General features: G+C 69.8%; 21 protein-coding genes and 2 pseudogenes. 10 read left to right on the forward strand and 13 right to left on the reverse strand.

The window, feature by feature from the left end:
• Window position 1: 1 nt before the first annotated feature.
• A complete protein-coding gene (locus ABJK26_RS03840; RefSeq protein WP_347240913.1) occupies window positions 2–211 on the forward strand; it encodes a heavy metal-associated domain-containing protein in 210 nt (69 codons plus the stop codon).
• Window positions 208–1,578: a mercury(II) reductase gene (merA, locus tag ABJK26_RS03845; protein ID WP_347240915.1), complete on the forward strand. Its 1,371-nt coding sequence runs from the start codon at window positions 208–210 to the stop codon at window positions 1,576–1,578. Before ABJK26_RS03840 ends, merA begins: the two co-directional genes overlap by 4 nt.
• Before the next feature lie 115 nt (window positions 1,579–1,693).
• On the opposite strand, the gene ABJK26_RS03850 is transcribed toward merA, so the two are convergent.
• Together ABJK26_RS03850 and ABJK26_RS03855 are read right to left on the reverse strand one after the other, a co-directional pair.
• The gene (locus tag ABJK26_RS03850) at window positions 1,694–2,920 is read right to left on the reverse strand and encodes an aminopeptidase (protein WP_347240916.1); all 1,227 of its coding nucleotides are present in this window, start codon (window positions 2,918–2,920) and stop codon (window positions 1,694–1,696) included.
• A gap of 31 nt (window positions 2,921–2,951) precedes the next feature.
• Window positions 2,952–3,077 carry a hypothetical protein gene (locus ABJK26_RS03855; protein ID WP_347240917.1) on the reverse strand — a complete coding sequence of 42 codons (126 nt, stop codon included), beginning with the start codon at window positions 3,075–3,077 and terminating at the stop codon, window positions 2,952–2,954.
• 67 nt (window positions 3,078–3,144) lie between these two features.
• Between ABJK26_RS03855 and nifJ the strand changes: the two genes are divergently transcribed.
• Together nifJ and ABJK26_RS03865 are read left to right on the forward strand one after the other, a co-directional pair.
• Window positions 3,145–6,645 (forward strand): pyruvate:ferredoxin (flavodoxin) oxidoreductase, encoded by a 3,501-nt coding sequence (gene nifJ / locus ABJK26_RS03860; protein ID WP_347240935.1) that lies wholly within the window; start codon window positions 3,145–3,147, stop codon window positions 6,643–6,645.
• A 10-nt stretch (window positions 6,646–6,655) separates the two neighbouring features.
• On the forward strand, window positions 6,656–7,654 hold the full coding sequence (locus ABJK26_RS03865; RefSeq protein ID WP_347240918.1) for a dihydroorotate dehydrogenase-like protein: 999 nt from the start codon (window positions 6,656–6,658) through the stop codon (window positions 7,652–7,654).
• Here ABJK26_RS03865 and ABJK26_RS03870 read toward each other — a convergent pair.
• Window positions 7,620–7,868, reverse strand: coding sequence for a hypothetical protein (locus tag ABJK26_RS03870; RefSeq protein WP_347240919.1), 249 nt, complete (start codon window positions 7,866–7,868; stop codon window positions 7,620–7,622). The genes ABJK26_RS03865 and ABJK26_RS03870 overlap by 35 nt on opposite strands.
• Before the next feature lie 34 nt (window positions 7,869–7,902).
• On the opposite strand from ABJK26_RS03870, the gene polX reads away from it, so the two are divergent.
• A complete protein-coding gene (gene polX, locus ABJK26_RS03875) occupies window positions 7,903–9,630 on the forward strand; it encodes a DNA polymerase/3'-5' exonuclease PolX (RefSeq protein ID WP_347240920.1) in 1,728 nt (575 codons plus the stop codon).
• Here the strand turns inward: polX and ABJK26_RS03880 are convergent.
• Together ABJK26_RS03880 and ABJK26_RS03885 are read right to left on the reverse strand one after the other, a co-directional pair.
• The gene (locus ABJK26_RS03880; protein ID WP_347240921.1) at window positions 9,608–10,267 is read right to left on the reverse strand and encodes a type-5 uracil-DNA glycosylase; all 660 of its coding nucleotides are present in this window, start codon (window positions 10,265–10,267) and stop codon (window positions 9,608–9,610) included. The genes polX and ABJK26_RS03880 overlap by 23 nt on opposite strands.
• Window positions 10,267–11,832 (reverse strand): acyl-CoA carboxylase subunit beta, encoded by a 1,566-nt coding sequence (locus ABJK26_RS03885; protein WP_347240922.1) that lies wholly within the window; start codon window positions 11,830–11,832, stop codon window positions 10,267–10,269. Before ABJK26_RS03885 ends, ABJK26_RS03880 begins: the two co-directional genes overlap by 1 nt.
• 70 nt (window positions 11,833–11,902) lie before the next feature.
• Between ABJK26_RS03885 and ABJK26_RS03890 the strand changes: the two genes are divergently transcribed.
• A complete protein-coding gene (locus ABJK26_RS03890; RefSeq protein ID WP_347240923.1) occupies window positions 11,903–12,289 on the forward strand; it encodes a hypothetical protein in 387 nt (128 codons plus the stop codon).
• A 23-nt stretch (window positions 12,290–12,312) separates the two neighbouring features.
• Here ABJK26_RS03890 and ABJK26_RS03895 read toward each other — a convergent pair whose 3' ends face one another.
• Genes ABJK26_RS03895 through ABJK26_RS03905 form a run of 3 tightly spaced genes read right to left on the reverse strand, consistent with a single transcriptional unit; the run spans window position 12,313 to window position 15,169 of the window.
• Complete coding sequence (locus ABJK26_RS03895) at window positions 12,313–13,257, reverse strand: electron transfer flavoprotein subunit alpha/FixB family protein (RefSeq protein WP_347240925.1); 945 nt, start codon at window positions 13,255–13,257, stop codon at window positions 12,313–12,315.
• 10 nt (window positions 13,258–13,267) lie between these two features.
• Window positions 13,268–14,011, reverse strand: coding sequence for an electron transfer flavoprotein subunit beta/FixA family protein (locus tag ABJK26_RS03900; protein WP_347240926.1), 744 nt, complete (start codon window positions 14,009–14,011; stop codon window positions 13,268–13,270).
• A 12-nt stretch (window positions 14,012–14,023) separates the two neighbouring features.
• Window positions 14,024–15,169 (reverse strand): acyl-CoA dehydrogenase family protein, encoded by a 1,146-nt coding sequence (locus tag ABJK26_RS03905; protein ID WP_347240927.1) that lies wholly within the window; start codon window positions 15,167–15,169, stop codon window positions 14,024–14,026.
• Between the two features lie 97 nt (window positions 15,170–15,266).
• On the opposite strand from ABJK26_RS03905, the gene ABJK26_RS03910 reads away from it, so the two are divergent.
• From ABJK26_RS03910 to ABJK26_RS03920, 3 genes are read left to right on the forward strand one after another with little or no spacing between them, the layout of a single operon-like run.
• Window positions 15,267–18,149: an ATP-binding protein gene (locus ABJK26_RS03910; protein ID WP_347240928.1), complete on the forward strand. Its 2,883-nt coding sequence runs from the start codon at window positions 15,267–15,269 to the stop codon at window positions 18,147–18,149.
• Window positions 18,127–18,480: a response regulator gene (locus ABJK26_RS03915; RefSeq protein ID WP_347240929.1), complete on the forward strand. Its 354-nt coding sequence runs from the start codon at window positions 18,127–18,129 to the stop codon at window positions 18,478–18,480. Before ABJK26_RS03910 ends, ABJK26_RS03915 begins: the two co-directional genes overlap by 23 nt.
• A gap of 32 nt (window positions 18,481–18,512) precedes the next feature.
• On the forward strand, window positions 18,513–19,589 hold the full coding sequence (locus ABJK26_RS03920; RefSeq protein WP_347240930.1) for an ABC transporter substrate-binding protein: 1,077 nt from the start codon (window positions 18,513–18,515) through the stop codon (window positions 19,587–19,589).
• Between the two features lie 68 nt (window positions 19,590–19,657).
• Here the strand turns inward: ABJK26_RS03920 and fdhF are convergent, their stop codons facing one another.
• The 5 genes and pseudogenes from fdhF to ABJK26_RS03945 all read right to left on the reverse strand — a co-directional run bounded on the left by fdhF (window position 19,658) and on the right by ABJK26_RS03945 (window position 25,687).
• Window positions 19,658–21,697 (reverse strand): formate dehydrogenase subunit alpha, encoded by a 2,040-nt coding sequence (gene fdhF, locus ABJK26_RS03925; protein WP_347240931.1) that lies wholly within the window; start codon window positions 21,695–21,697, stop codon window positions 19,658–19,660.
• Window positions 21,697–22,299 (reverse strand): 2Fe-2S iron-sulfur cluster-binding protein, encoded by a 603-nt coding sequence (locus ABJK26_RS03930; protein ID WP_347240932.1) that lies wholly within the window; start codon window positions 22,297–22,299, stop codon window positions 21,697–21,699. Before ABJK26_RS03930 ends, fdhF begins: the two co-directional genes overlap by 1 nt.
• The gene (locus tag ABJK26_RS03935; protein ID WP_347240933.1) at window positions 22,289–23,761 is read right to left on the reverse strand and encodes an NADH-ubiquinone oxidoreductase-F iron-sulfur binding region domain-containing protein; all 1,473 of its coding nucleotides are present in this window, start codon (window positions 23,759–23,761) and stop codon (window positions 22,289–22,291) included. The genes ABJK26_RS03930 and ABJK26_RS03935 overlap by 11 nt, the downstream gene beginning before the upstream one ends.
• A 15-nt stretch (window positions 23,762–23,776) precedes the next feature.
• On the reverse strand, window positions 23,777–24,820 hold the full coding sequence (gene galK / locus ABJK26_RS03940) for a galactokinase (RefSeq protein WP_347240934.1): 1,044 nt from the start codon (window positions 24,818–24,820) through the stop codon (window positions 23,777–23,779).
• A gap of 7 nt (window positions 24,821–24,827) precedes the next feature.
• Window positions 24,828–25,687 (reverse strand): annotated as a pseudogene (locus ABJK26_RS03945) (metal ABC transporter substrate-binding protein).
• Window positions 25,688–25,756: 69 nt separating this feature from the next.
• On the opposite strand from ABJK26_RS03945, the pseudogene ABJK26_RS03950 reads away from it, so the two are divergent.
• Window positions 25,757–26,613: pseudogene (locus ABJK26_RS03950) on the forward strand (aminotransferase class III-fold pyridoxal phosphate-dependent enzyme).
• Window positions 26,614–26,676 lie beyond the last annotated feature (63 nt).

Genomic DNA, 26,676 nt, shown 5'->3' on the forward strand with positions numbered 1-26,676 from the left:
CATGGACAAAAACCGCTACCGCATCAAGGTGCCCAAGATCCACTGCGCGGGGTGCATCCGCACGGTGGAGGCGGCCCTCGGCCAGGTGGCCGGGGTGGAGAAGGTGAGGGTGGACTACCTGAGGAAGGAGGCCCACGTGGTGGGAGAGGCGGCCTTGGAGGACCTCCTCGCCGCCCTGGAGCGGGTGGGCTACCCGGGAGAGGCCCTATGACCTACGACCTCCTCATCGTGGGCTCGGGCTCCGCCGGGGTGGCGGCGGCCCTGGAGGCGAGCGCCCTCGGGGCCAAGGCGGCCCTCGTGGAGGCGGGGGTTTTGGGGGGGACCTGCGTGAACGTGGGGTGCGTGCCCTCCAAGTACCTCCTCCGGGCGGCGGACGCCTTCCACCGGGCGGGCCATCCCGCCTTCCCCGGCCTCCGCACGGAGGCCCTCGAGGTGGACTGGACGGCCCTCCTCTCGGGCAAGGAGGCCCTGATCTCGGCCCTCCGGAAGGAGAAGTACCAGGAGGTCCTGGAGGCGGCCGGGGTCCTTGTGCTCCGGGGGAGGGCCCGCTTCCTGGACGGGGAAAGGATGGAGGTGGAGGGGCGGGAGGTCCTCGCGGGGCGGTACCTCCTCGCCACCGGGGCGAGGCCCTTCCTTCCCCCCATCCCGGGCCTCCGGGAGAGCGCCCCCTGGACCTACCTCGAGGCCCTCTCCGCCCCCGCCCTCCCCGAAAGCCTCCTGGTGGTGGGGGGAGGGCCCGTCGGCCTCGAGCTCGCTCAGGCCTTCGCTAGGCTCGGGAGCCGGGTGGTGGTCCTCGAGGCCCTGCCCGAGGTCCTGCCCCAGGAGGACCGGGAGCTTGCCCGGCTCCTTCGGGGCTACATGGAGGAGGAGGGCCTTAGGGTCCACACCGGGGTCCGGGTGGAGGCCGTGGCCCGGGAAGGGTCCTTCCGCGTCCAGACCGACCGGGGGGTTTTTGAGGCGGAGAGGCTCCTCGTGGCCACGGGGAGGAGGCCGGACCTGGAGGGGCTCGGCCTGGAGCGGGCGGGCGTAGCGCGGGACGAGCGGGGCTTCCTCAAGCTGGACCCCACCTTGCGCACCACCAACCCCCGGGTCTACGCCGCCGGGGACGCCGCCGGGCTTCCCCAGTTCGTCTACGTGGCGGCCCACTCGGGCCGGGTGGCGGCGCGAAACGCCCTGGGGGTGGAGACGCCCCTGGACCTCGCCGCCCTCCCCCGGGTGACCTTCACCGACCCCGCCCTGGCCGCGGTGGGCCTCACCGAGGAGGAGGCGAGGGCGAGGGGCCTGACGGCGCGGGCGGCCTTTCTCCCCCTCTCCCTCCTGCCCAAGGCCCTCACCGCCCGCGACACCCGGGGGGGTTTCAAGATCGTGGTGGACGAAGAGGGCACGGTCCTCGGCCTCCACGTCCTGGCCCACGAGGCGGGGGACGTAGTGCAGGAGGGGATCCTGGCGGTGAAGTACGGCTTAAGCTACCGGGACCTCGTAGACGCCTTCCACCCTTACCTAACCCTGGCCGAGGGGGTGCGGCTCGTGGCCCAGGCCCTGGACACCGACCCCCAAAAGCTTTCCTGCTGCGCCTGAGGGGGTGGCCCGGTCGTGGTCCGAGGGCCAGAAGTCCGATAAGCAAGAACCACTTCGTCGCCTCACCTCCGCCTCTAAGGCTAGCCGGTGGGGAGGCAGAGGGGAGTAAAGCCCTTTACACCACCCACTTCCCCCGGCGCATGAGGGGAGTGCGGGTCCCGTCCTCGTGGAGCCCGTCCACGTCCACTTCCTCGGAGCCGATCATCCAGTCCACGTGGACGAGGCTCTCGTTCCCGCCCCGCTTCCGGAAGGCTTCCCCCGAGGGGCGGCCCTCGAGGTTTTCCGCGTAGGCCTGGCCGAAGGCGATGTGGCTTGCGGCGTTCTCGTCAAAGAGGGTGTCGTAGAAGACGAGGCCCGTTTTGGCGATGGGGTTGTCCGCGGGGACCAGGGCCACCTCCCCCAGGCGCCTCGCCCCTTCGTCCGCGTCCAATAGCCGCCTCAGCACCTCCTCTCCCTTTTCCGCCCGCACCTCCACGGCGAGGCCCCTCTCAAACCGGGCGAAGATCCCCTCCACCAGGGTGCCCCCCAGGGCCAGGGGGCGGCTTGCCCGCACCACCCCCTCCACCCGCTCCCGGTGGGGGGCGGTGAAGACCTCTTCCGTGGGCAGGTTGGGGTTGCAGAGGCGCCCCTTCTTGGTGGGGGTGGCCCCGCCCTGCCAGAGGTGCCCCTCGGCGAGGCCCACCACGAGGTCGGTTCCCGGCCCCCGGAAGTGGAGGGCGTGGAAGCGGCGCGCGTTCAGGTAGGCCACCTTCTCGTGGAGGGCGCGGTTGTGCGCCTCCCAGGCGGCGATGGGGTCCTCTAGGTCCGCCCGGGTGGCCTGGAAGATGGCCTCCCATAGCCTCCTCACCGCTTCCTCCTCGGGTAGGTCCGGGAAGACCGCCCTCGCCCAGCCGGGGTGGGCGAAGGGGACGATGGTCCAGTTGGTGACGAACTCGGTGATGGCCTCGAGGGCGGGCTTGTAGGCCCGGGCGCCCGCCTGCTGGGCCCTTCCTACCCTCTCCGGGGGAAGCCCCTCAAAGGCCTTCGGGTCGTTCCCGGAGACGGCAAGCCTCGCCGCCCCCTCCCGGAAGGCCTTGGCCATGCCCTCATAGAGCCAGGCGGGGGCCTTCTCCAGCCCCTCTTCCGGCACCAGGGCGAGGCGCTTGCGGGCAAGCTCCTGGTCCCCGTAAAGCGCGGTGAAGAGGCTCGCCCCCTCCCGGTAGGCCTTCTCCGCCAGGAGGCGCACGAAGTCCACGGCCTCTATGGGGGCGGTGGCGATGACCTCCTGCCCCTTTTCCAGATTGAGCCCCACGCGGATGGCGAGCTCGGCGAGCTTCTCCAGGTTCTGCTTGAAGGCGTCCACGCCCCAAGTCTTCGCCTAAAGGGGGCCTTCGTCAAGGCCTGGGGCAGCTTCGGGGCCTGGCGAGAAGCAGGGCGAGGCCCGCGAGGAGAAGGAGGAGGGGGCGGTAGGCCTCGAGGGCCACCCCCAAGGCGGCGAGGGCGAGGAGGTAGCGGAGCATGCCCCCATTCTACCCCGGGACATTCCTCACCCGGGGGAAGGGATAGGGTAGGGGAGAGGTGAAGCCCATGCGCCCCATCACCGTGGACGGCAACGAGGCGGTGGCCCGGGTGGCCTACCGCCTCTCCGAGGTCATCGCCATCTACCCCATCACCCCCAGCAGCCCCATGGCCGAGCTTTCCGACGAGTGGGCCGCCCGGGGGGAGCCCAACCTCTTCGGCCTACCCCCCAAGGTGGTGGAGATGCAGTCGGAAGGGGGGGCCGCCGGGGCGTTGCACGGGGCCTTGCAGGAGGGGGCCCTGGCCACCACCTTCACCGCGAGCCAAGGCCTCCTCCTCATGATCCCCGACATGTACAAGATCGCCGGCCAGGCCCTCCCCGGGGTCATCCACGTGGCCGCCCGGGCCCTGGCCACCCACGCCCTCTCCATCTTCGGGGACCACCAGGACCTCTACGCCGTCCGTCCCACCGGGTGGGCCATCCTGGTCTCGGACTCGGTCCAAGCGGCCCAGGACCTGGCGGCCATCGCCCACGTCTCGGCCCTGAAGGCGAGCCTCCCCTTCCTCCACGCCATGGACGGCTTCCGCACCTCCCACGAGGTGCAGAAGATCCTCCCCCTCTCGGACCGGGAGCTCAAGGCCCTCTTCCCCTACGAGGCCCTGGAGGCCTTCCGCAGGCGGGCCCTCACCCCCGAGGCCCCGGTGATCCGGGGCACGGCGCAGAACCCCGACCACTACTTCCAGAACCGCGAGGCCATCAACCCCTACTACCTGAGGCTTCCCCAGGTGGTGCAGGAGGCCATGGACCGCTTCGCCGGGGTGACGGGCCGGCGCTACCGCCCCTACGAGTACCTGGGCCACCCCGAGGCGGAACGGGTGGTGGTGGTCATGGGCTCGGCCTCCTGGAGCGTGGAGGAGGCGGTGGAGCGCCTCCTCCGCCAGGGGGAACGGGTAAGCATGGTGCGGGTGCGGCTCTACCGGCCCTTCCACGCCGAGGGCTTTCTCGAGGTCCTCCCCCCCACCACGAGGAAGCTCGCCGTCCTGGACCGGGGGAAAGAGCCCGGGGCCGTGGGGGAGCCCCTCTTCCAGGAGGTGGCGGCGGCCCTGGCCCTTAGGGGAGGCGAGGTGCCCGTGGTGGTGGGCGGGCGGTACGGCCTTTCCTCCAAGGAGTTCACCCCCGCCATGGCCCTCGGGGTCTACGAGGAGCTGAAGAAAGAGCGCCCCCGCCACGGCTTCACCGTGGGCATCGTGGACGACCTCACCGGCACGAGCCTCGCCTACCCGGAGGCCGACTTTGAGGACCCGGCCTCGGTGCGGGCCGTCTTCTTCGCCTTGGGCTCGGACGGCACCGTCTCCGCCAACAAGAACACCATCAAGATCATCGGGGAGGAGACCCCCCTTTACGCCCAGGGCTACTTCGTCTACGATTCCAAGAAGTCGGGCTCCCGCACCGTGAGCCACCTGCGCTTCGGCCCCAACCCCCTGAACAAGCCCTACCTTATCCAGAAGGCCAACTTCGTGGGCATCCACCAGTGGGGCTTCTTGGAGCGCTTCCCCATGCTGGAGGTGGCCGAGGAGGGGGCCACGGTCCTCCTCAACAGCCCCTACCCCAAGGAGGAGGTGTGGGAGCGCTTGCCGAGGCCCGTGCAGGAGGCCATCCTCCAAAAAAACCTCAAGGTCTACGTGGTGAACGCCTACGAGCTGGCCCGGAAGGTGGGCCTCCCGGGGCGCATCAACACCATCATGCAGGCGGCCTTCTTCAAGCTCTCCGGCGTCCTTCCCGAGGAGGAGGCCAAGGCCCGCATCAAGAAGGGCATTGAGAAGAGCTACGGCAAGCGGGGGCGCACGGTCTTGGAGCGGAACTTCCAGGCGGTGGACCTGGGCTTTGACGCGGTGGAGGCCCTTCCCGTGCCCGGGCGGGTCACCTCGGAGCGGGAGCTCGTCCCCCCCATGGTGGGGGACCCGCCCCCCTTCGTGCGGGAGGTGCTGGGCCCCATCGCCTTGGGCCTTGGGGATGCCCTGCCCGTCTCCCTCTTTCCCCCGGACGGCACCTACCCCACGGGCACCGCCCGGTACGAGAAGCGGGGTATCGCCGAGTTCGTGCCCACCTGGGACCCCGAGGTCTGCGTGCAGTGCGGGAAGTGCGTCCTGGTCTGCCCCCACGCCGTGATCCGGGCCAAGGTGGTGCCGGAGGAGGCCCTCCAAGGGGCTCCAGAGGGCTTTCCCCACCGCAAGGCCATGTGGAAGGAGCTCTCCGGGGAGTTCGTCCTGGCCATCAGCCCCGACGACTGCACGGGGTGCTCCCTTTGCGTGGAGGCCTGCCCGGCCAAGGACAAGCGCAACCCCAGCCGCAAGGCCCTGAACCTGGCCCCCCGCCTCGAGGTCCGGGAGGCCATGAACGCCCACTGGGACTTCTTCCTCTCCCTCCCCGAGACCCCGAGGGCGGGCCTCAAGCTCCACGCGGTGAAGGACGTCCAGCTCCTCCCGCCCCTCTTTGAGTTTCCCGGGGCCTGCGCCGGGTGCGGGGAGACCCCCTACCTGCGCCTCCTCTCCCAGCTCTTCGGCGACCGCCTCATCGTGGCTAACGCCACCGGGTGCAGCTCCATCTACGGGGGGAACCTCCCCACCACCCCCTGGAGCAAAAACCGGGAGGGCCGGGGCCCCGCGTGGGCCAACTCCCTCTTTGAGGACAACGCCGAGTTCGGCCTCGGCATGCGCCTCGCCCTGGACAAGAAGGCGGAGTACGCGAGAAGGCTTCTTCCCGAGTTCCGGGAGGTCCTGGGGGAAGAGCTTTTAAAGAGGCTTCTTCGTGAGGTGGGCCCCGAGGAGGTGGAGGAGCGGAGGAAGGACGTGGCCCGTCTCCAAGAAAGGCTCGCCCCCCTGGAAGACCCCCGGGCCAAGGACCTCCTGGCGGTGGCGGACGCCCTCATCCCCCACTCCGTGTGGATCGTGGGGGGGGACGGCTGGGCCTATGACATCGGCTACGGGGGCCTGGACCACGTCTTGGCCAGCGGGGCCAACGTGAAGGTCCTGGTCCTGGACACCGAGGTCTACTCCAACACCGGGGGCCAGGCCTCCAAGGCCGCGGGCCTGGGGGCGGTGGCCAAGTTCGCCATGGCGGGCAAGCCCACCCCCAAGAAGGACCTGGCCTTCATGGCCATGAGCTACGGCCACGTCTACGTGGCCCAGATCGCCATGGGGGCGAACGACGCCCACACCGTGAGGGCCTTCCTCGAGGCCGAGGCCCACAAGGGCCCCGCCCTCCTCATCGCCTACAGCCACTGCATCGCCCACGGCATCGACATGGCCAAGGGCATGGACCACCAGAGGCTGGCGGAGCGCACCGGCTACTGGCCCCTCTTCCGCTACCTGCCGGGGGAGGGCCTGAGGCTGGACTCCAAGCCCCCCACCCTGCCCCTAAGGGAGTACCTCTACGCCGAGAACCGCTACCGCCTTCTCCTGCAGACCCATCCCGAGGGGGCCGAGGCCTTCTTGCGCCTGGCGGAGGAGGCGGTGCGGGAGCGCTGGGAGCGGCTTATGCGCCTGGCGGCGAGGGAGGCCTTGGCCTGAGGAGGTGACCATGGACCTGAGGACCACCTATCTCGGTTTGGAGCTGGCCCACCCTTTGGTGGCCTCCGCCTCCCCCTTCACGGAGAAGCTGGAGGGCTTCCTGCGCCTGGAGGACGGGGGGGCGGCGGCCATCGTCATGCACTCCTTCTTTGAGGAGCAGGTGACCCTCGAGGAGGAGATGCTGGACCACTACCTCCACTACGGCCACGAGAGCTACGCCGAGGCCCTCTCCTACTTCCCCCGGGCCCACGAGTACCGCCTCACCCCGGACCGCCACCTGGACCTCCTGGCCCGGGCCAAGGAGCGGGTCTCCGTGCCCATCATCGCCAGCCTCAACGGGGTGAGCCGGGGAGGATGGGTGGAGTACGCGAGGCTTCTGGAGGAGGCCGGGGCCGATGCCCTGGAGCTCAACCTCTACTACATCCCCACCGACCCCGCCCTCTCCGGGGCTGAGGTGGAGGCCATGTACCTGGACACCATCCGCGCGGTGGCGGAAAGCGTGAGGGTGCCCGTGGCGGTGAAGGTGGGCCACGCCTTCACCGCCTTCGCCCACTTCGCCAAGCGGGTGGAGGGGACCGGGGCCCGGGCCTTGGTGCTCTTCAACCGCTTTTACCAGCCGGACTTTGACCTGGAAACCCTCTCCGTGGTGCCCACCCTAAGCCTCTCCCGCCCCCACGAGGTCCTGCTCAGGCTCCACTGGGTGGCCCTCCTCTACGGCCGGGTGGACCTGGAGCTCGCCCTCACGGGCGGGGTGCACTCGGGGAAGGAGGCCGCCAAGGCCCTCCTGGCGGGCGCCCAGGTGGCCATGATGACCTCCGCCCTTCTGGAAAGGGGTCCCCGCCACTTCCAGACCGTCCTCTCCGAGCTTCGGGCCTTCATGGAGGAAAAAGGCTACGAGAGCGTGGAGGAGATGCGGGGCGCCATGAGCTACCGAAACGTGGCCGAGCCCGCCGCCTTGGAGCGGGCCAACTACCTCAAGGTTCTGGGCTCGTACCGCCTTCTTCCTTGAGGGCGTAGAAGCCCCTCCCCTGGGCCACCACCGGGCTCCGGTGCCAGCGGGCCAGGGCGGAGAGGCGGATCTTGGCGATCTTTTCTGGCTCCCGCACCGCCTCCCAAAGGCCCATCTCCTTGAGGCGGCGGCCGATCTCCGTGTAGTGGAGGGGGTGCCCTTCGGCCTTCAGGAGGGCCACCACGGTCTTGCGGAAGCGGTCCGGCCTCGGCATGGCTTGGCCCCCAGTGTACGCGTATAGTAGGGCCATGAGGAACCAGGAGTTGGCCCGGATCTTTGAGGAGATCGGGCTCATGAGCGAGTTCCTGGGGGACAACCCCTTCAGGGTCCGGGCCTACCACCAGGCGGCCCGGACCCTCTACGACCTGGACACCCCCATAGAGGAGATCGCCGAAAAGGGCAAGGAGGCCCTCCTGGAGCTTCCCGGGATCGGACCCGACCTCGCGGAAAAGATCCTGGAGTTCTTGAGCACGGGCAGGGTCAAGAAGCACGAGGAGCTTGCCCAAAAGGTCCCCCGGGGAGTCCTCGCCGTCATGGAGGTGCCCGGGGTGGGGCCGAAGACCGCCCGCCTCCTCTACGAGGCCTTGGGCATAGACTCCCTGGAGAAGCTCGAGGAGGCCCTGGACCGGGGGGAGCTCACCCGGCTTAAGGGCTTCGGCCCCAAGAAGGCGGAGCGCATCCGGGAAGGCCTCGCCCTTGCCCAGGCGGCGGGGAAGAGGAGGCCCCTTGGGGCGGTGCTCTCCCTGGCGCGGGACCTCCTCGCGGGCCTAAGGAGCCTCCCCGGGGTGGAGAAGGCGGAGCTCTGCGGCTCGGCGAGGCGGTACAAGGACACCGTGGGGGACCTGGACTTTTTGGTGGCGAGCCGGGAGGGCGAGCGGGTGGTGGCGGGCTTCGTGGGCCTTCCCCAGGTGAAGGAGGTCTACGCCAAGGGGAAGGAGCGGGCCACGGTCTTCCTGAAAAACGGCCTCCAGGTGGACCTAAGGGTGGTCCCGCCGGAAAGCTATGGGGCGGGCCTCCAGTACCTCACGGGGAGCAAGGACCACTCCATCCGCCTAAGGGCCCTCGCCCAGGAGAAGGGCCTGAAGCTTTCCGAGTACGGGGTCTTCCGGGGGGAGAAGCGCATCGCCGGAGAGACGGAGGAGGAGGTCTACGCCGCCCTCGGCCTCCCCTGGATCCCGCCCCCCTTGAGGGAGGACCGGGGGGAGGTGGAGGCCGCCTTGGAGGGAAGGCTTCCCAGGCTCATAGCGCTTTCCCAGGTGAAGGGGGACCTCCAGGTCCACTCCACCTACTCCGACGGGAAAAACACCCTGGAGGAGCTCTGGGAGGCGGCGAAGGCCCTGGGCTACCGCTACCTCGCCGTGACCGACCACTCCCCGGCGGTGCGGGTGGCGGGGGGGCCCTCCCCCGAGGAGGCCCTGAAGCGCATAGAGGCCATCCGCCGCTTCAACGAGACCCACGGGCCCCCCTTTCTCCTCGCGGGGGCCGAGGTGGACATCCACCCGGACGGCACCCTGGACTACCCGGACTGGGTCCTAAGGGAGCTGGACCTGGTCTTGGTCTCCATTCACTCCCGCTTCAACCTCTCCAAGGCCGACCAGACGAGGCGCCTCCTCAAGGCCCTGGAGAACCCCCTCGTCCACGTCCTCGCCCACCCCACGGCGAGGCTTTTGGGGCGGCGCGCCCCCATTGAGGCCGACTGGGACGCTATTTTCCAAAAGGCCAAGGAAAAGGGCGTGGCGGTGGAGATCGACGGCTACTACGACCGCATGGACCTCCCCGACGACCTGGCCCGGATGGCCTACGGGATGGGGCTTTGGGTGAGCCTCTCCACCGACGCCCACCAGGTGGACCACCTCCGCTTCATGGAGCTCGCCGTGGGCACGGCCCAAAGGGCCTGGATCGGCCCCGAGCGGGTCCTCAACACCTTGGACTACGAGGACCTCCTGGCCCGGCTCAAAGCCCGGCGAGGCGTTTAGCCTCCTTCAGGACCTCCAGGAACATCTCCCGGGTGAGCTTTCCGGTCTGGGTGTTCTGCCGGGAGACGTGGTAGCTCGCGAGGAGGTGCCTTCCCCCGGGAAGGGGGTAGTGGGCCCCGTGGCGGAAGGGGTGGGCGCTCTTCCGAAGGCCGAAGTGGGCGAGGAGGGCCTCGAGGGCCACCCTCCCCAGGGCCAGGTAGACCCGCACCCCGGGGAGGAGGCCGAGCTCCACCTCCGTCCAGCGGGCGCAGGTGCGGATTTCCTCGGGGGTGGGCTTGTTCTCGGGCGGGGCGCACCGCACCGCCGCGGTGAGGTAGACCCCGTGAAGCCTCAGGTCGTCGCCGGGAAGGCTTTCCGGTTTGTTGGATAAACCCGCCTCGTAGAGCAGGGGGTAGAGGAAGGCCCCGGAGGCGTCCCCGGTGAAGGGGCGGCCCGTGCGGTTGGAGCCGTGGGCCCCGGGGGCGAGGCCGAAGAGGAGGATCCGGGCCTTAGGGTCCCCGAAGCCCGGCACCGGCTTCGCCCAGTAGGGCTCGCCCCGGAAGGCCCGCTTCTTGCCCGCTACCCCTTCCCGCCAGGCCACGAGGCGGGGGCAGAGGCGGCAGGCGGCGAGTTCCTCGCGGAAGGCCTCGAGGTCCATCACAGGGGGATGTTGTCGTGCTTCTTCCTGGGCCTCTCCTCCTGCTTGTCCCAGAGCATCCTCAGGTGCCGGTAGAGGACGCGCCGGGTGTCCTTGGGGTCAATGACGTCGTCAATGTAGCCCCGGGCCGCCGCCACCCAGGGGTTGTCAAAGGCCAGGCGGTACTCCTCAATCTTCCTCCTCCGGGTCTCCTCGGGGTTCGGGGAGGACTGGATCTCCTTGCGGTAGATGATGTTCGCCGCTCCCTCGGCCCCCATCACCGCCACCGCCGCCGTGGGCCAGGCCAGGACCACGTCGGCCCCCATGTCCTTGGAGTTCATGGCGAGGTAGGCCCCCCCGTAGGCCTTGCGGGCGATGAGGGTGATCTTGGGGACCGTGGCCTCGGCGTAGGCGAAAAGCATCTTGGCCCCGTGGCGGATGATCCCCCCGTGCTCCTGGGCCACCCCGGGCAGGAAGCCCGTCACGTCCACCAGGGTGAGGAGGGGGATCCCGAAGGCGTCCATGGTGCGGATGAAGCGGGCCGCCTTGTCGGAGGCGTTGATGTCCAGGGCCCCGGCCATGAAGCGGGGGTTGTTGGCGATGACCCCCACGGGGTACCCTCCGAGCCGCCCCAGGCCCACGATGAGGTTGCGGGCGAAGCGGGGCTGGATTTCCAGAAACTCTCCGTCGTCCAGGAGGGTGCGGATCACCTGGTGCATGTTGTAGGGCCTTTTGGCGTCGGGGTGGACGAGGTCCAAAAGCTCCGGGGTGGGGCGGAAGGGGTCGTCCTTGGGCTCCAGAACCGGGGGCTTTTCCCGGCTGTTTTGGGGGAGGTAGGAGAGGAGCTTCTTGATGAGGTCCAGGACCTCCTGGTCGTCCTTCCCCTCCAGGTGGGCCACCCCGCTTTTTTCCATGTGGACGTCGGCTCCCCCGAGCTCCTCAAAGCCCACCTCCTCCTTGGTGACGCTCTTGATCACCTCGGGCCCGGTGATGAACATGTAGCTCGTCCCCCGGCTCATGAGGATAAAGTCGGTCATGGCGGGGCTGTAGACCGCGCCCCCGGCGCAGGGCCCCAGGATGGCGGAGATCTGGGGCACCACCCCGGAGTAAATGGCGTTCCGGTAGAAGACCTCCCCGTAGCCCGAGAGGCTGTCCACCCCCTCCTGGATCCGGGCCCCCGCCGAGTCGTTGAGGCCCACGATGGGGGCCCCCACCTTGGCCGCGAGGTCCATGAGGCTCGCGATCTTGCGCCCGTGCATCTTGCCCAAGGAGCCCCCGAGCACGGTGAAGTCCTGGCTGAAGACGAAGACGAGCCTCCCCCCGATGGTGCCGTAGCCCGTCACCACCCCGTCCGCGGGGGCCTCGAGGCCCTCCATGAGCCCGGTCTCCAGGTGCTCGGCGAAGGGCATGAGCTCCACGAAGCTTCCCGGGTCCAGGAGGTAGTCTATTCGCTCCCTCGCCGTGAGTTTGCCCTGCTGGTGCTGCTTCCTTATGCGCTCCTCGCCCCCTCCCAGGAGCACCTTCTTGCGCCGCTCCTCCAGCTCCGCCAAAAGCTCGTCCAGGATGAGACGGGCGTTGTCGGCCATAGGTGAGGGCATGATACAATGCCCTTGGGCCCAGAGGGAAGCCCGGGCCTTAAGAGAAAGGAGGTGTTCCATGAAAAGGTGGTTTTACGCCCTTGTGGCCCTTGCGGTTCTGGTGCTCTTGGGCTGGGGGGGTTACCGGGCCTACGCCTCCTACCAAGGCCTGGCGGCCCGGGTGGCCCTTCTGGAGGCCAAGGTCCGAGCCCAAGAGGAAGCGTTAAGGGCCCTTTCCGATCGGCTTTCCCGGGTGGAAGGGGAGGTCTTCAAGGCGCCGAGCCCGCCCCTTTCCCTGCCCGAGGTGCCCCCGCCCCAGGGGGCCCCGGCCTGGCCCTATGCGGTGGGGCTTCTGGTGGCGCTTCTCCTCCTCTACCTGGTCCTCCGCCTGGTGCGGCAGACGGGCCAGGGGTCTAAGGAGCAGGCGCCCCCTTCCGAGGGGGAGGGCGGCCCGCCCCAGGGCTGAGGCCGCCCCCTGAGGTTGGGCCTTCAGTCCTTCAGCTTTTTCACCGCCTCAATGAGGGCGGGAAGCACCTGGTGCACGTCTCCCACGATGCCGTAGTCGGCGTGCTTGAAGATGGGGGCCTCGGGGTCCTTGTTCACCGCCACGACGTACTTGCTCTTGTTCATGCCCGCGAGGTGCTGCACCGCCCCCGAAACCCCTAAGGCGACGTAGAGGGCAGGCTGGACGGTCTTGCCGGTTTGCCCCACCTGCTCGGCGTAGGGGCGCCAGCCCGCGTCCACCACCGCCCGGGTGGCCCCCACCGCCCCCCCGAGGAGGGCGGCGAGCTCCTCCACCTTCTTAAAGGCCTCCGCGCTCCCCATGCCCCGGCCCCCCGTGACCACCACGTCCGCCTCGGTGAGGGAGACCCCTTTCCTTTCCTCCTGGAGGCGCTCCAGCACCTCCACCGTGGGCACCTCGGGCACGGAGAGGGCCACCACCTCGGCCTCCCCTGAAAGGGGTTCGGCCAGGGGCGTGGTGTTGGGCTTCACCGTGAGGACCACGGGGAGGGAGGCCCGCACCCGCTCCGTGACCCGGTTCAGGTAGGCGTAGCGGGTGGCGTGGACCTCGCCCTCTTCCACGCGGGACTCGAGGGTGTCCTCAAGAAGCCCCGCCTTCAGGGCGTAGGCCACCCGGGCGAGGTAGGTGCGGCTCTGCCTCGAGGAGGGGGCCACCACCGCCTTGGCCCCCGCGGCCTCGGCGGCCTTGAGCACCCCAGCCGCCCACTTCTCGGCGGTGTAGGGGCCTAGGGTGGCGGTGTAGAGGACCTCCACGTGCTTGCGGGCTTCCTCCACGGGGGCCTTCTCCTCGGCGAGGAGAAGGCCGGCCACCTTCCCCCCCAGGGCCTGGGCCAGGTCCCTGGCCCGGGTGAGGGCCTCGAGGCTTCCCTTCCTGAGCCGCTTTCCGTCGTGGTCCAAGACTACGAGCACCATTAGGCACCTCCTAGATGACCTTGGCCTCCTCGTGGAGGAGCCGCACCAGCTCTTCCGCCGCCGCTACGGGATCCTTGCCGTCCAGGATCTTGCCGAGCCTGGACTTCTCCTGGATCTCCTCGGAAAGGAGGACGACCTTGGGGGCAAGGCTGGCCTGGACCTTCCGGATCTCCTTCTTCTTGGCCTTCATGATGCCGGGCAGGGTGGGGTAGCGGGGCTCGTTCAGGCCCTGCTGGGTGGTGAAGAGGGCGGGAAGCCTCACCCGCACCCACTCCGCCCCCTCGTCCAGGTCGTGCTTGGCCCGGGCCGTTTCCCCTTCCAGCTCCAAGGCGGTGGTCCAGGCCACCACCGGCACCCCTAGGGCCTCCGCCAGGGCGCCCCCAAGGGCCTGGCTGTCCCAGTCCGCCTGCTGCCCCCCGGTGAGGACCAGGGTGGGGGCCTCCTCCTTGAGCACCTCCGCCAGGGCCTCGGCCACGGCCACGGGGTCGGCGTAGCCCTCGTAGACCACGTGGACCCCCCGGTCCATCCCCATGGCCAAGGCGGTGCGGATGGCCTCCTCGGTGCGCTCGGGGCCGAAGCCCACCACCACCGCCTCCCCGCCGTGCTTCTCCTTGAGGCGGAGGGCCTCCTCCACCGCGTACTCGTCCATCTGGTCCAGGATCATCGTGGCCCCGGAGAGGTCCACCCGGTCCCCCTGGACCTTGAGCCTGCTCTCGCCGTCGGGCACCTGCCGGATCACCGCCACGAACTTCATCCCTCACCTCCCTCACTCCGCCAGGATGTGCCTGGCGATGATGAGCCTCTGGATCTCGTTGGTCCCCTCGTAGATCTGGTTGAGCTTCACGTCCCTGAGGAGCTTTTCCACGGGGAACTCCCGCACGTAGCCGTAGCCGCCGTGGATCTGGATGGCCTGGTTGGCCGCCTCAAAGGCGATCTCCGAGGCGTAGGCCTTGGCGATGGCGCTGGCGTGGGCATGGGGGAGGCCTTGGTCTGCGAGCCAGGCGGCGTAGTAGGTGTACACGCGGGCGGTCTCAATGCCGATCATCATGTCGGCGAGCTTGAACTGGACGGCCTGGAAGCCCGCGATGGGCTGGCCGAAGGCCTGCCGTTCCTTGGCGTACTTCCTGGCCTCGTCCAAAGCCCGCCTCGCCACCCCCACGCTCCCCGCGGCCACGGGGATGCGGGTCTTGTTCAGGGTCTGCATGGCGATCTTAAAGCCCTCCCCTTCCTCGCCCAAACGGTTTTCCACGGGCACCTTCACGTCCTCAAAGACGAGCTCGTAGGTGCCGCTGGCCCTTTGGCCCATCTTCCCGTGGATCTTGATGGCCTTGAAGCCGGGGGTGCCCCTCTCCACCACCAGGGCCACCACCCCCTTGTGGCGGAGCTCGGGGTTCAGCGTGGCGAAGACCACCACCCACTCCGCCTCTCCCCCGTTGGAGATCCACATCTTGGTGCCGTTCAAGATGTAGTGGTCCCCCTGGCGGATGGCCCGGGTCTTCAAGGCGGCGGCGTCGGAGCCGTTCCCAGGCTCCGAGAGGGCGAAGGCGGCGAGGGCGGGCTTCTTGGTGAGGGGCCTTAGGAAGCGCTCCTTCTGCTCCTCCGTCCCTGCGAGGAGCACCGGGGTGATGCCCAGGTCGCTCGCCATGGGGATGGTGTAGATGCCCATGCAGGCGTAGGCGAGCTCCTCCCCCACGATCACCTCGTCCAGCATCTTGAGCCCCATCCCCCCGTAGGCCTCCGGGATGATGGCGTTCAGGAGGCCCACCTCGTGGAGCTTCTCTATGACGGGCCAGGGGACCTCCTCCTTCTCGTCGTACTCCCGGGCCACGGGGAGGATGACCTCCTTGGCGAAGCGCCGGGCCAGGGCCTGGAGCTGCCTTTGCTCCTCCGTGAGGCTGAAGTCTATGGGCATACCGCACCTCCGGGGGCCAGGGGGCCCACTCTTTGACCCAGTCTAAGATTTTGCCCCGTCCCTGGCAACCCAGGCCCCATGCTACCATTGGGGCAAGATGCGGCTTGTGGGGCAGATGGAGGTCCTGGCCCGCTTCCAACGGGCGCTTTTAAAGGACCTCGAGCCCACCCAGCTCCTGCGCAACTTCCTGGAGGTGGCCACGGAGGAGGGGGTGGAGCGGGCGGCCCTCTTCCTCTACCACCCCGAAAGGCGGGAGCTCGTGGGGGAGGTGGCCTCGGGGCAGGGGCGGCACCACACGGTCTCGGCCATCGCCCTTCCGCTCTACGCCCGCGGCCCCATCCAGGAGGCCTTCTTCGCCGAGGGCCCGGTGAGGCTCAAGGAGGAGTGGCTCCTTCCCGTGGTGGGGGAGGAGGCCCGCTTCTGCTGGGCCGACCCCGAAAGGCGGTGCACGGAGCGCCCCCGGGCCACGCGGGAGAACCGCCCCGTGGTCTGCCCCTCCTGCCCGCACTTCGCGGCCAAGGGGGTGCTGAGCCTCGAGGGCGTCCCCCAGGGCCTCGTGCCCTTCCTCCCCCTCCTCTCCCAGCTCACGGCCCTGGCCTTGAAGAACGGGGAGCTCCTGAGGGAGCGGGACGAGGCCTTAAGGCGGCTTTCCCGGCACTCGGAGGCCCTCTGGCACGTCACCGCCCTCGCCCGGGAGGTGGCGAGGCTTCTAGAGCCCGGGGCGGTCCTCGAGGCCCTGGCCCGCGCCCTGGCCGAGCGCTTCGGCTTCTTCCGGGTCACCGTGGCCCTCGCCCGGGAGGGCCTCTTGGAGGGGTACCTCACCGTGCGGGGCCGAGAGGTGTTCTGGACGGAGGGGCGGAGCCGGATCCGTCTTCCCATCGCCTCCTCCCCCGACCCCATGGCCCGGGCGGCCCGGGAGCGGCAGAGCCTCCTGGTGCCCCGGGAGGCCCTCCCCGAAGGGGTGAAGGAGGGGATGGGGCCCAGCGTGGCCTACCTGCCGGTGGTGGCGGAGGAGGAGCTCCTCGGGGTGCTGGCGGTGGACCACGGCCCCGGGGGGCCGCCCGTGGCCGAGGAGGAGGTGCGCCACCTGGAGCTTGCGGTGAGCGCCGCCGGGGTGGCCCTGCAGAACGCCTGGCTTTTCCGGGAGAAGACCCGGCTCTCCCTGGCCCTGGCGGCGGAGCGGGAGCGCCTCACCCAGGTCCTGGAGGAGCTTCCCGACGGGGTGGTGGTCCTCTTCGGGGAGCGGGGTTTCGCCAACGCCCGGGCCCGGGAGGTCCTGGGCTTGGGGCCGGAGGTGGCCCTGGAGGACCTGCCCGCCGCCCTGGCCCCGGCCCTGGAGGGAGGGAGGATGGAGCTCGCCCTTGGGGGGCGGGCCTTCAGCGTGCGGGGGCGCAGGGCCGGGGAGGCGGCGATCCTGGTCCTCCACGACATCACCGAGCGGGCCCGGGTGGAGCGGGCCCTGAGGGAGCAGGCGGCCTTCACCCAGGCCCTGGTGGACCTGGCCCAGGAGGCCCTCAGGCGGGAGAGCCTAAGGGCCCTTGGGGAGGCGGTGGTGACCCGCCTGAAGGAGCTCTTCGCCGCGGAGGAGGGGCTTTTGGTCTCGGTGGAGGGGGGGAAGGAGGAGGTGGTCTTCGCCACCTGCGCCCTCCCCGAGGGCCTGCCCCGGCCCAACCTCCTGGAAAGGGCCCTCGCCCAAGAGGCCCCCTTGGGGGTGGAGGTCCTCACGGCCGAGGACTGCGCCCTGGCCGGGGCTTTGGGCCTGGGAAGCGCCCTGGTGGTGCCCTTCCGCGCCCGGGGATTCCGGGGGGTCCTCCTCCTCGGGTACCGGGCCTCTCGGCGCTTCTCCGAGCGGCTTCTCGCCCGCCTTGCCCAGGTGCCCACCCTCCTTGCCCTCGTTCTGGAGAAGACCCGGTTCCTGGAGCTTCTTGAGGCGGAGGAGGCCCGCCTCCTGGCCCTCCTGGAGCACTACCAGGACGTGGTGTGCGTCCTGGACCAGGACGGGGGGTTCCGCTTTGTTAGCCCCAGCGTGTGGAGCGTTCTCGGCTACGAGCCCCAGGGCCTCGGGCGGGCCTGGGACCTCGTCCACCCCGGGGACCTGCCCCAGGCCCAGGCCTTTTTCCAGGAGCTCCTTGCCCAGCCGGGCTCCACCCTCTCCGGGGAGTTTAGGGTCCTGCACAGGGACGGCACCCCCATTCCCGTGGAGGCCTGGGGCCGGAACCTCCTCCAGGACCCCAGGGTGGGGGGCGTCGTGGTGGACCTCCGGGACCTGAGGCCGAGGCTCGAGGCCGAGCGGGTCAAGGGGGAGTTCATCGCCGCCGTCTCCCACGAGCTCCGCACCCCCCTGGCGGTGATCATGGGCCTGGCGGAGCTCCTCAAGGAGGAGCCCCTCTCGCCTTCGGCCCAGGAGTCCCTGGACCTCATCCTGGAGAGCGCCTTCCGCCTCAAGACCATGGTGGACAACCTCCTGGACACGAGCCGCCTCGAGGCCGGCCGCTTTGAGGTGGTGCGGCGGCCCGTGAACCTCAAGCCCCTCCTCCTGGACCTGGCGCGGAGCTTCCAGGGGGTGGCCCGGCTTTCCGGGGTGGACTTCCAGGTGGAGGTGGAGGAGCTTCCCCTCCTGGAGGCCGACCCGGATCGGGTGGCCCAGGTGGTGGGCAACCTCCTCTCCAACGCCTTCAAGTTCACCCCATCCGGGGGCGCGGTGCGGCTTTCCGCCTGGCAGGCGGGGGAGGAGGTGGCGATAGAGGTGCGGGACACGGGCCCGGGCATCCCCAAGGAGGAGCTTCCCAAGCTCTTCCAGCGCTTCGCCCGGGCGGAGAACGCCCGGGCCCGGGGCGTGTCCGGTACCGGCCTTGGGCTTTTCATCTCCAAGCACATCGTGGAGGCCCACGGGGGGCGGATAGAGGTGGAGAGCGAGGAGGGCAAGGGGAGCGCCTTCCGGGTTATCCTGCCGCTGTATGGCCCGCATCCTTCTGGTTGAGGACGAGCCCCTGGTGGCCCACATGGTGCGCCGCCTCCTGGAGCGGGCCGGCCACCAAGTGGACTGGGCCCCTTCCGGCCAAAAGGCCCTGGAGCGCTTCGGGGAAGGGTACGACCTCGTGATCTGCGACCTGGTGATGCCGGGCCTTTCGGGCCTCGAGGTGATCCGCCAGGTCCGGGCCAGAAGCCCCATTCCCGTCCTGGCCCTTTCCACTAGCGTCTCGGCCCGAAGCCAGGAGGAGGCCCTTAAGGCCGGGGCCCAGGCCTTCCTGGGCAAGCCCTTTGAGGGCCAGACCCTTCTCGCCCAGGTGGAGAGGCTTGTGGGGGGGTGAGCCCCATCCTCTATAGTGGAAGGGGAGGTCCTATGAGGCGGCGGAGTTTCCTCAAGCGGGTGGGGGTGGGCTTGGCGGCGAGCCTCGCCTACTCCGTCTTTGCCCAGGCGGCTCCACAGGTGCGCTGGCGGCTCGTTTCCAGCTATCCCAGAAGCCTGGACACCCTCTTCGGCGGGGCCGAGGACCTGGCCAGGAGGGTTTCCGAGCTGACGGGGGGCCGGTTCCAGATCCGGGTCTTCCAGGCGGGGGAGATCGTGCCGGGGGCCCAGGTGCTGGACGCCGTCCAGGGGGGCACGGTGGAGGCCGGGCACACCTACGGTCCCTTTTACGTGGGCAAGAACCCGGCCCTGGCCTTTGACGGGGGCGTGCCCTTCGGCATGACCTACCGCCAGCACAACGCCTGGATGCTCTTCGGCGGGGGGCTAGATCTCCTCAGGCAGGTCTACGCCGACTTCGGGGTGGTTCAGTTCCCCGGGGGCAACACCGGGGCCCAGATGGGGGGCTGGTTCCGCAAGGAGATCAAGACCCTTTCGGACCTCAAGGGCCTAAGGATGCGCATTCCCGGCCTCGGGGGCCTGGTGATGGGCCGGCTCGGGGTGGTGCCCCAGACCCTGGCGGCGGGGGACATCTACCCCGCCTTGGAGCGGGGGACCATTGACGCCACGGAGTTCTCCGGCCCCTACGACGACGAGAAGCTCGGCTTCTACAAGGTGGCCCGCTACTACTACTACCCCTCCTTCTGGGAGCCCAGCGCCCAGCTCTCCTTCCTGGTGGGGCAGAAGGCGTGGCAGGGGCTTCCCAAGGAGTTTCAGGAGGCCTTCCAGGTGGCGGCGGCCGAGGTCAACCTCACCATGATGGCCAAGTACGATGCCCAAAACCCCAACGCCCTGGAGCGCCTCCTGAGGGCGGGGGTGCGCCTCAGGCGTTGGCCCGGCGAGATCATGAAAAAGGCCCTGGAGGAGGCCCAGGCCCTTTACGAGGAGCAGGCGGCCAAGGACGCCACCTACAAGAAGGTCTACACCGCCTACTGGGCCTTCCGGAGCGAGGTTTTCCGCTGGTTCGCCGTGGCCGAGCTGGGCTACGAGGCCTTTGCCCTTCCCGCCTCCTGAGGGGCTACACCTTAGTTTCGCGGCAGCTTTTGGGGGCTCCCGCTCTGGCGGCAGCCAGAGCGGGGTACTTAGTCGGCCTTTTCCAGGCGCACGGCGCTCACCTTGTACTCGGGGATGCGGCTCACCGGGTCCAGGGCATTCAGGGTGAGGCGGTTGGCGGGAGCCTCGGCGAAGTGGAAGGGGGCGTAGACCACCCCTTCCGGGGTGCGGTCCGTGACCCAGGCCTTGGCCAGAATCCGCCCCCTGTGGCTCACCACGTAGACGGGGTCCCCGTCCTCTAGGCCCAGGCGCTTTGCGTCCTGGGGGTTTACCTCCACCCGCATCTCCGGATAGGCCTCGTTGAGGCGGCTGTTGCGGCTTAGGGTTCCCCCGTGCCAGTGAAAGAGGACCCGGCCCGTGGAGAGGGTGAGGGGGAAGTCCTGGGAAGGGGTTTCCGCCGGGGGCGCGTAGGGGGCGGGGAAGAAGCGGGCCCGGCCCGTGGGGGTGTTGAAGCGCTCCCGGAAGAGGACGCCCTCCCCAGGGTGGTCCTCCTCCGGGCAGGGCCAGCGCACCCCCTCTCCTTCAAGCCGCGCGTAGGAGATGCCCCCCACCATCTCCGGCACCGCCCGGCGGATCTCCTCCCAGACGCTCTCGGGGTCGGGGTACTCCCGCCAGGGGCGGCCCAGGGCCCGGGCGAGGCGCCTTCCCAGCTCCTCGGTGATCCACCAGTCGGGCCGGGCCTCCCCCGGGGGGTCCAGGAGCTTTCGCACCCGCTGGACCCGGCGGTCGGTGTTGGTGAAGGTGCCGTCCTTTTCCAAAAAGCTCGCCGCCGGCAGGATGACGTCGGCGAAGGGGGTGGTCTCGTTCTCCAGGATGTCCTGGACCACCAGGAAGGGGAGGGCCTGAAGCTTCGCCTTCACGTGGTCCTGGTAAGGCTCGCTGGTCACGGGGTCCTCGCCCACCAGGTAGATGGCCTGGACCTTAGGGATGGCCTCAAAGACCTCGGTCATGCGCAGGCCGGGCGTTTCCGGTAGGGGAACCCCCCAGAAGGCCTCAAACCTCCTCCTTACGGCCTCCTCCGCCACCTTCAGGTAGCCCGGGTAGACGTCGGGCAAGCCCCCCATGTCCCCGGCCCCCTGCACGTTGTTCTGGCCCCGCAAGGGGTTGAGCCCCGCTCCCTCCTTGCCCACCTTCCCCGTGAGGAGGGCGAGGTTGACCAGGGCCTGGGCGGTGGCCGTGCCCTTGGTGTGCTGGGTCACCCCCATGGCCCAGTAGGCCCCGGCCCTCTCCGTGGTGGCGTAAAGGCGGGCGGCCTCGGCGATCTTTTCCTTGGGGACGCCCGTCACCTCCTGGGCGGCCTCGAGGGTGTACCCCTCCAGGGAAGCCCGCCACGCCTCAAACCCCTCGGTCCGGGCCTCCACGTAGGGGCGGTCCCACAGGCCTTCCTCCAGGATGTGGCGGGCCATGGCGTTCAGGAGGAAGACGTCGGTCCCCGGGCGCACCCGGAGCCAGAGGGTGGCGGCCTCGGCCATGCCCGTGTACCGGGGGTCCACCACGATCATCCTGGCCCCCTGCCGCACCCGCTTCTTGATCATGGCGGCGATGACCGGGTGGGTCTCGGTGGTGTTGGAGCCCACCACCAGGAAGAGGTCCGTCTTCGGGATGTCCTCCAGGGGATTGGTCATGCTGGCCCCACCCAAGGAGCGGCTTAAGGCGGCGGTGGAGGAGGAGTGGCAGAGCCGGGAACAGTGGTCCACGTTGTGGGTGGAAAGGAGCGTCCGGGCCAGCTTCTGGGCCAGGTAGACCTCCTCGTTGGTGGTCTTGGCCGAGGGGAAGACGGCGATGGCCTCCGGCCCCGCCTGCTCCAGAACCTGGAGGAGCCTCTTTGCTACCAGGTCCAGGGCCTCCTCCCAGCTCGCCCGGCGCAAGGGGGCTCCCTTCTTGTCCCGCACCATGGGGTAGAGGAGGCGCTTCCCTGAGAAGGGGAAGTCCAGGCCGAAGCGGCCCTTGACGCAGAGGGTCCCGTGGTTGGGGGGGATGTCCGGGGCCAGGACCCGGACCACCCGGCCCTCCCGGATCTCGGGTTCCACCTGGCAGCCCACGCCGCAGTAGGGGCACGTGGTGCGCATCATCCCACCTCCAGGGCCAGGGGCCTCAGGGCCCCCGTGGGGCAGACCTGGACGCAGTTGCCGCAGAAGACGCACGGGGTCTCGGGGAGGGGGCGGCCCAGGGGGGTGGTGGGGTGGGCGAGGAGGCCGCGGCCCTCCCAGGTCAGGGCGTAGACCCCCATGATCCCGTCCCCGCAGGCGTCCACGCAGCGGCGGCAGTTCACGCACCTGGCGTAGTCCCGGAGGAAAAAGGGGTTGTCCCGGAGGACCTCCCGTTCCTTCCGCCCCGCCACCTCCCCCCAGCGCCCGGGGTCCGCCCCGTACCGCGCAAGGAGGGCCTGGAGGTCCGGGGCCAAGGAGAGGTCGGTGGTGAGAGCAAGCCACTCCAGAAGGGTCTTGCGGTAGGTCCGAAGCTCCTCGGTCTCCGTGCGCACCTCCATGCCTTCCTGGGCCCGGGTGGCGCAGGCGGGCAGAAGGCGCCCGTCGGCCTCCACCAGGCAGAGGCGGCAGAGCCCCTGGGTCTCCGTGTGGGGGTGGTGGCAGAGGGTGGGGACCTCGGCCACCTCCAGAAGGAGGGCTCCCTCCCTGGCCTCCACTTCCTTCCCGTCTACCTTAAGCCGCACCTTCCACCTCCAAAAGGCTCTGATAGGCCCAGTAGGCGCTCTGTCCCAGGCCGCAGAGGCTTCCCTTGAGGGTGCGGGCAAGGTCCTCTAGAAGCGCTTTGTCCCGCTCCCTTCGCCTTACCATCTCCGCCTGCACCGCCGTGCCCAAGGGGCAGGGGAAGCACTTGCCGCAGGACTCCTCTTGGAAGAAGTGGGCGAGGCCCAGGAGGACCTCCCAGAGGTCCGCCTCCTGCCCAAAGGCCACCACCGCCCCCGCCCCCAGGGGGAGCCTTTCCCTATAGCGCAAGGGGAAGGCGAAGTCCCGGGTGAAGACCCCGGCGGCCCCGCCCAGGAGGGCGGCCTTCAGGGCTGAGGGCTCACCCCCCGCCCGGCGCAGGGCCTCCCCCAAGGGGGTGCCCAGGGGGAGCTCGTAGAGGCCGGGCTCGGCCACCTCTCCGCTTAGGGAAAAGAGCTTGGGCTCCTCCCTTCGCCAGGCCTCGGGGCCTTCCCTCAGGATCAGGGGGAGGTTGGCCAGGGTCTCCACGTTCTGCACTAGGGTGGGCCTTCCCCAAAGCCCCCGTTCCACCGGGAAGGGGGGCTTCAGGCGGGGCTCGGCCCGTCTGCCCTCCATGGACTCGAGGAGGGCGGTTTCTTCCCCGCAGATGTAAAGGCCCCCGCTCCGGAAGACCTCGGTGGGGACGGGAAGGAGCCCCGCCTCTCCCAGTTCCCCGATGGCCCTTTCCAGGCCCAGTATCGCCGCCTCAAACTCCTCCCGCACGTAGAGGTAGACCCGGCTTGCCCCCACGGCCAAGGCCGAGAGGAGGGCCCCTTCCAGGACCAGGAAGGGGTGGTGCTCCAGGAGGAAGCGGTCCTTGAAGTTCCCGGGTTCGGACTCGTCGGCGTTCGCCACCAGGTATTTGGGGGGCTCCCCCTGGGCCACGGCCCGCATCTTCACGTGGGTGGGGAAGGCCGCCCCGCCCCGGCCCAAAAGCCCCGCCTCCTCCACCGCCCTTAGGACCCTTTCTGGGGTAAGCTGGCCCGCTTCCCAGGCCCTAAGCCAGGAGAAACCCCCCAGGGCCCGGTGCTGGGAAAGGCTCAGGATGGGCTCCGGGGGGATGAGCCGCCTTCCCCGGCCCAGGGCGAAGGGGAGGCGGAACTCCCGGAAGGACACCCACCCCCCACCCCACTCCAAAAAGCGCCCCTCGGGGGTGAAGCGGAGGTAGATGGGGGAGAGGGCCTCGAGGCCCAAGGGGGGATGGGTGCCGTCCGCCCTTTCCAAAAGCCCGGGGAAGCCCCGGGACCGGGCCACGGGATCGTCCACCAGAAGCCTTCCCTGGGGAAGGCCCCGGTACCGGGGGTAGTAGCGCACCACCCCCCAGGCCTGGGCCAGGGGCACCCCGGCCAGGCGGGCGGCTTCCGCCACCTTTTCCTCCGTGAGGGGCAGGCGGGCGTCCAGGAGGGGGAGGAGGCTGGGTTTTTCCATGTCTCCAGCTTATCCCTAAAGGACGCGTAGCCCGGGGAAGCGGGAAAGGAGGGCCTTTCGGAAGGCTTCGTACCGGCCTTCCTCCAGGAGGGCCACCACCGCCCCCCCGAACCCCGCCCCCGTGAGCTTGGCCCCGAGGGCCCCGGCCCCTAGGGCCTCCTCCACCAGCTGGTCCAGCTCGGGGAGGCTCACCTCGTAGTCCTGGGAGAGGGAGCGGTGGCTTTGGACCATGAGCTCGCCGAAGGTCCGGGCATCCCCCCGCCTCAGGGCCTCCGCCCCCCTTAGCACCCGCAGGTTCTCGCTCACCACGTGCCGGGCCCGTTTGTTGAGGGGTTCGGGGAGGCCCTCCACCAGGGAGGGGTCGGCCACGTCCCTGAGGGCCCGCACCCCAAGCCGCCTCGCCGCCTCCTCGGCCTCCTGGCGGCGCTGGTTGTACCCGGCCTCCGCCAGGCGGCGCCCAAGCCCGAGGTCCAAGACGGCGACCCGGGTTTTGGGGGGCAGGGGAAGGTTCTCGTGGGTCAGGGTGCGGGTGTCCAGGAAGAAGGCCTTCCCGAGCTCCCCCAGGCTCGCCACCATCTGGTCCATGAGGCCGCAGCGCACCCCTACGTAGGCCGACTCCGCCCGCTGGGCCAGGACGGCCACCTCCCGGTCGCTCAAGGGGAGGCGGTAGAGGAGCCTCAGGGCCTTGAGGGCGGCCACCTCCAGGGCGGCGGAGCTGGAAAGCCCGGCTCCCATGGGAACCTCGCCCCGCACGTAAAAGCGGGCCCCCGGCACCGGGTGGCCCGCCTCCCTCAGCGCCAGAACCACGCCGAGGAGATAGTCCAGGAAATCTCCCTGGGGCGGGCTTTCCAGGGGCCTGGCGCGGAGCTCTCTCACGTTTTCGCTGTAGGCCTCCACCCGCCCTTCCGCCCGCCCCGCCTCCACCCGGGTGGAGTAGGGGAGAGGGGCGGGGAGGACGAAACCCTCCTGGTAATCGGTGTGCTCGCCGAGGAGGTTCACCCGCCCGGGAGCCTTGGCGCTGGCCTCGGGCAGGGCGCCGAAGATTTCCTGGAAGCCCATGCCCCCATTATGGGCAAAGGGCCTTCAGGTTGTGGTCCAGGAGGTCCAGGTAGCTCCTCACCCTCTGGTCCAGGGTGTCGGTGTAGAGCACGGCCACCCGGGCCCCGAGGGCTTCGGCGAGGGTTTTTAGGGCCTTTCCCTGGAACTGGGGCTCGGCGAGGACGAGCCTCACCCCCTCCCGCTTGGCCCGTTCCAAAAGGGCGAGAAAGCTCCTGCTCCCCACCTCCTGGGCCCCGGCCCCGCTCAAGACCCCACCACCGCCAGGCCGTAGCGCCGGGCGAAGTAGCGGAAGGCGTCGTGCTGGACCACCACCTTCGCCCCCTTGAGGCCACAGGCCTGGAAGGCCCGGTCCCGCTTGGCCACCTCCTCCTGGAAGCGTTTGAGGTGGGCCCGGTACTGCCCCTCGCCCTGAGGGTCCAGGGCGGTGAGCTCCTTGGCGATGCGCTCGGCGTAGCGGAGGGCGTAGGCCGGGTCCAGCCAGAGATGGGGGTCGCAGGGGCCGTGGGCGTGTTCCTTTTGGTGGGGTTCCTCTTCCTCCGCGCAGATGAGGCCCGGCTGGCCCTCGCCCAGCTTGACCACCTTCGCCCCCTGGGGGAGGAGGCCGAGGAGCTTGGGGAGGAAGGGCTCGAGGCCCAGGCCGTTGGCGAAGAGCACCCGCGCCTGGGCCAGGGCGCGGGCTGCGGCGGGGGTGGGCTCAAAGGTGTGGGGGTCGGCCCCGGGGGGGACCACGGCCACCACCTGGACCCGGCTTCCCCCCACCTCCCGGACCAGGTCGGCCAGGATGGGCGTGGTGGCCGCCACCCGCACCTGGGCCAGGGCGGGGGCCAGGAGGAGGCTGAGGGTTAGCGCGAGCGAGCGGAGGCTCATGGCAATAAATCCTACGTCAAGCCCGGACCTTCGCGGGTCCCCGGGAGGAAGGGCCTATGATCGGGGCAAATGGACCTCAAGGCCCTTCACCGGAAGCGGGTCCTCACGCCCTGGCTGGCCCAAAGGGACCTGGACCCTCCCCTGGTGGTGCGGGGGGAGGGGGTGTAGCTTTACGACGCGGAGGGGCGCCGGTATTTGGACCTTTCCGCCGGCCTCGTGGCGGTGAACCTGGGCCACGGCCACCCGAGGCTTGCCCGGGCCATCGCCGAGCAGGCGGCCACCCTGGCCTACGCCGCTCCGAGCCTCTTCCACGACAAGCGGGCCCTCCTTGCCCAGGCCCTCTCCGACCTCGCCCCCTGGCCCGAGGGGGGAAGGGTCTTCTTCGCCCCCTCGGGCACCGAGGCCAACGAGGACGCCCTTTCGCCAAGGGGGTGACCTCGGGCTACGTCCCCCTGGGCGGGGTGCTTCTGCGGGAGGGGCTGGCCCGGGCCTTTGACGAGAACCCCCTGCCCACGGGGCACACCTACTCCGGGCACCCCTTGGCGGTGGCCGCGGGGCTTGCCGCCCTCGAGGCCTACCGGGAGGAGGGGATCTTCGCCCGGGTGCGGGCCATGGAGGGGTTCTTCCGCCGGGCCCTGGAGGGGCTCTTTGCCCACCCCCTGGTGGGGGAGGTCCGGGGCCTTGGGGCCTTCTACGCCGTGGAGCTGGTGCGGGACCGGGCCTCCAAGGAGCCCCTTTCCCCCTGGCACGCCCCCTTAAGCCCGGCCATGGGGGCCCTGGTGCGGGCCCTCTTCCAGGAGGGGGTCTACCTCCTCGTGAAGCACAACCTCCTCATCGTGGCCCCGCCCCTCACCATCGGGGAGGAGGCGTTTTTGGAAGGGGTGGAGCGGCTTTCCCGGGCCCTGAGGCGGGTGGAGGTGGCCTAGGGTGCGGCGCTACGGGGACCTTCTCGCCTTCCTCGCCGCCCTCGAGGGCCGCCCCTACCCTTT

The organism is Thermus sp., from assembly GCF_039793865.1.
Lineage (GTDB): Bacteria > Deinococcota > Deinococci > Deinococcales > Thermaceae > Thermus.

Coding starts and splice junctions, on each gene's coding strand:
- ABJK26_RS03840 (WP_347240913.1), top strand. CDS start 2: ATGGACAAAAACCGCTACCGCATCAAGGTGCCCAAGATCCACTGCGCG.
- merA (WP_347240915.1), top strand. CDS start 208: ATGACCTACGACCTCCTCATCGTGGGCTCGGGCTCCGCCGGGGTGGCG.
- ABJK26_RS03855 (WP_347240917.1), bottom strand. CDS start 3,077: ATGCTCCGCTACCTCCTCGCCCTCGCCGCCTTGGGGGTGGCCCTCGAG.
- nifJ (WP_347240935.1), top strand. CDS start 3,145: ATGCGCCCCATCACCGTGGACGGCAACGAGGCGGTGGCCCGGGTGGCC.
- ABJK26_RS03865 (WP_347240918.1), top strand. CDS start 6,656: ATGGACCTGAGGACCACCTATCTCGGTTTGGAGCTGGCCCACCCTTTG.
- ABJK26_RS03870 (WP_347240919.1), bottom strand. CDS start 7,868: ATGCCGAGGCCGGACCGCTTCCGCAAGACCGTGGTGGCCCTCCTGAAG.
- polX (WP_347240920.1), top strand. CDS start 7,903: ATGAGGAACCAGGAGTTGGCCCGGATCTTTGAGGAGATCGGGCTCATG.
- ABJK26_RS03880 (WP_347240921.1), bottom strand. CDS start 10,267: ATGGACCTCGAGGCCTTCCGCGAGGAACTCGCCGCCTGCCGCCTCTGC.
- ABJK26_RS03885 (WP_347240922.1), bottom strand. CDS start 11,832: ATGGCCGACAACGCCCGTCTCATCCTGGACGAGCTTTTGGCGGAGCTG.
- ABJK26_RS03890 (WP_347240923.1), top strand. CDS start 11,903: ATGAAAAGGTGGTTTTACGCCCTTGTGGCCCTTGCGGTTCTGGTGCTC.
- ABJK26_RS03895 (WP_347240925.1), bottom strand. CDS start 13,257: ATGGTGCTCGTAGTCTTGGACCACGACGGAAAGCGGCTCAGGAAGGGA.
- ABJK26_RS03900 (WP_347240926.1), bottom strand. CDS start 14,011: ATGAAGTTCGTGGCGGTGATCCGGCAGGTGCCCGACGGCGAGAGCAGG.
- ABJK26_RS03905 (WP_347240927.1), bottom strand. CDS start 15,169: ATGCCCATAGACTTCAGCCTCACGGAGGAGCAAAGGCAGCTCCAGGCC.
- ABJK26_RS03910 (WP_347240928.1), top strand. CDS start 15,267: ATGCGGCTTGTGGGGCAGATGGAGGTCCTGGCCCGCTTCCAACGGGCG.
- ABJK26_RS03915 (WP_347240929.1), top strand. CDS start 18,127: ATGGCCCGCATCCTTCTGGTTGAGGACGAGCCCCTGGTGGCCCACATG.
- ABJK26_RS03920 (WP_347240930.1), top strand. CDS start 18,513: ATGAGGCGGCGGAGTTTCCTCAAGCGGGTGGGGGTGGGCTTGGCGGCG.
- fdhF (WP_347240931.1), bottom strand. CDS start 21,697: ATGCGCACCACGTGCCCCTACTGCGGCGTGGGCTGCCAGGTGGAACCC.
- ABJK26_RS03935 (WP_347240933.1), bottom strand. CDS start 23,761: ATGGAAAAACCCAGCCTCCTCCCCCTCCTGGACGCCCGCCTGCCCCTC.
- galK (WP_347240934.1), bottom strand. CDS start 24,820: ATGGGCTTCCAGGAAATCTTCGGCGCCCTGCCCGAGGCCAGCGCCAAG.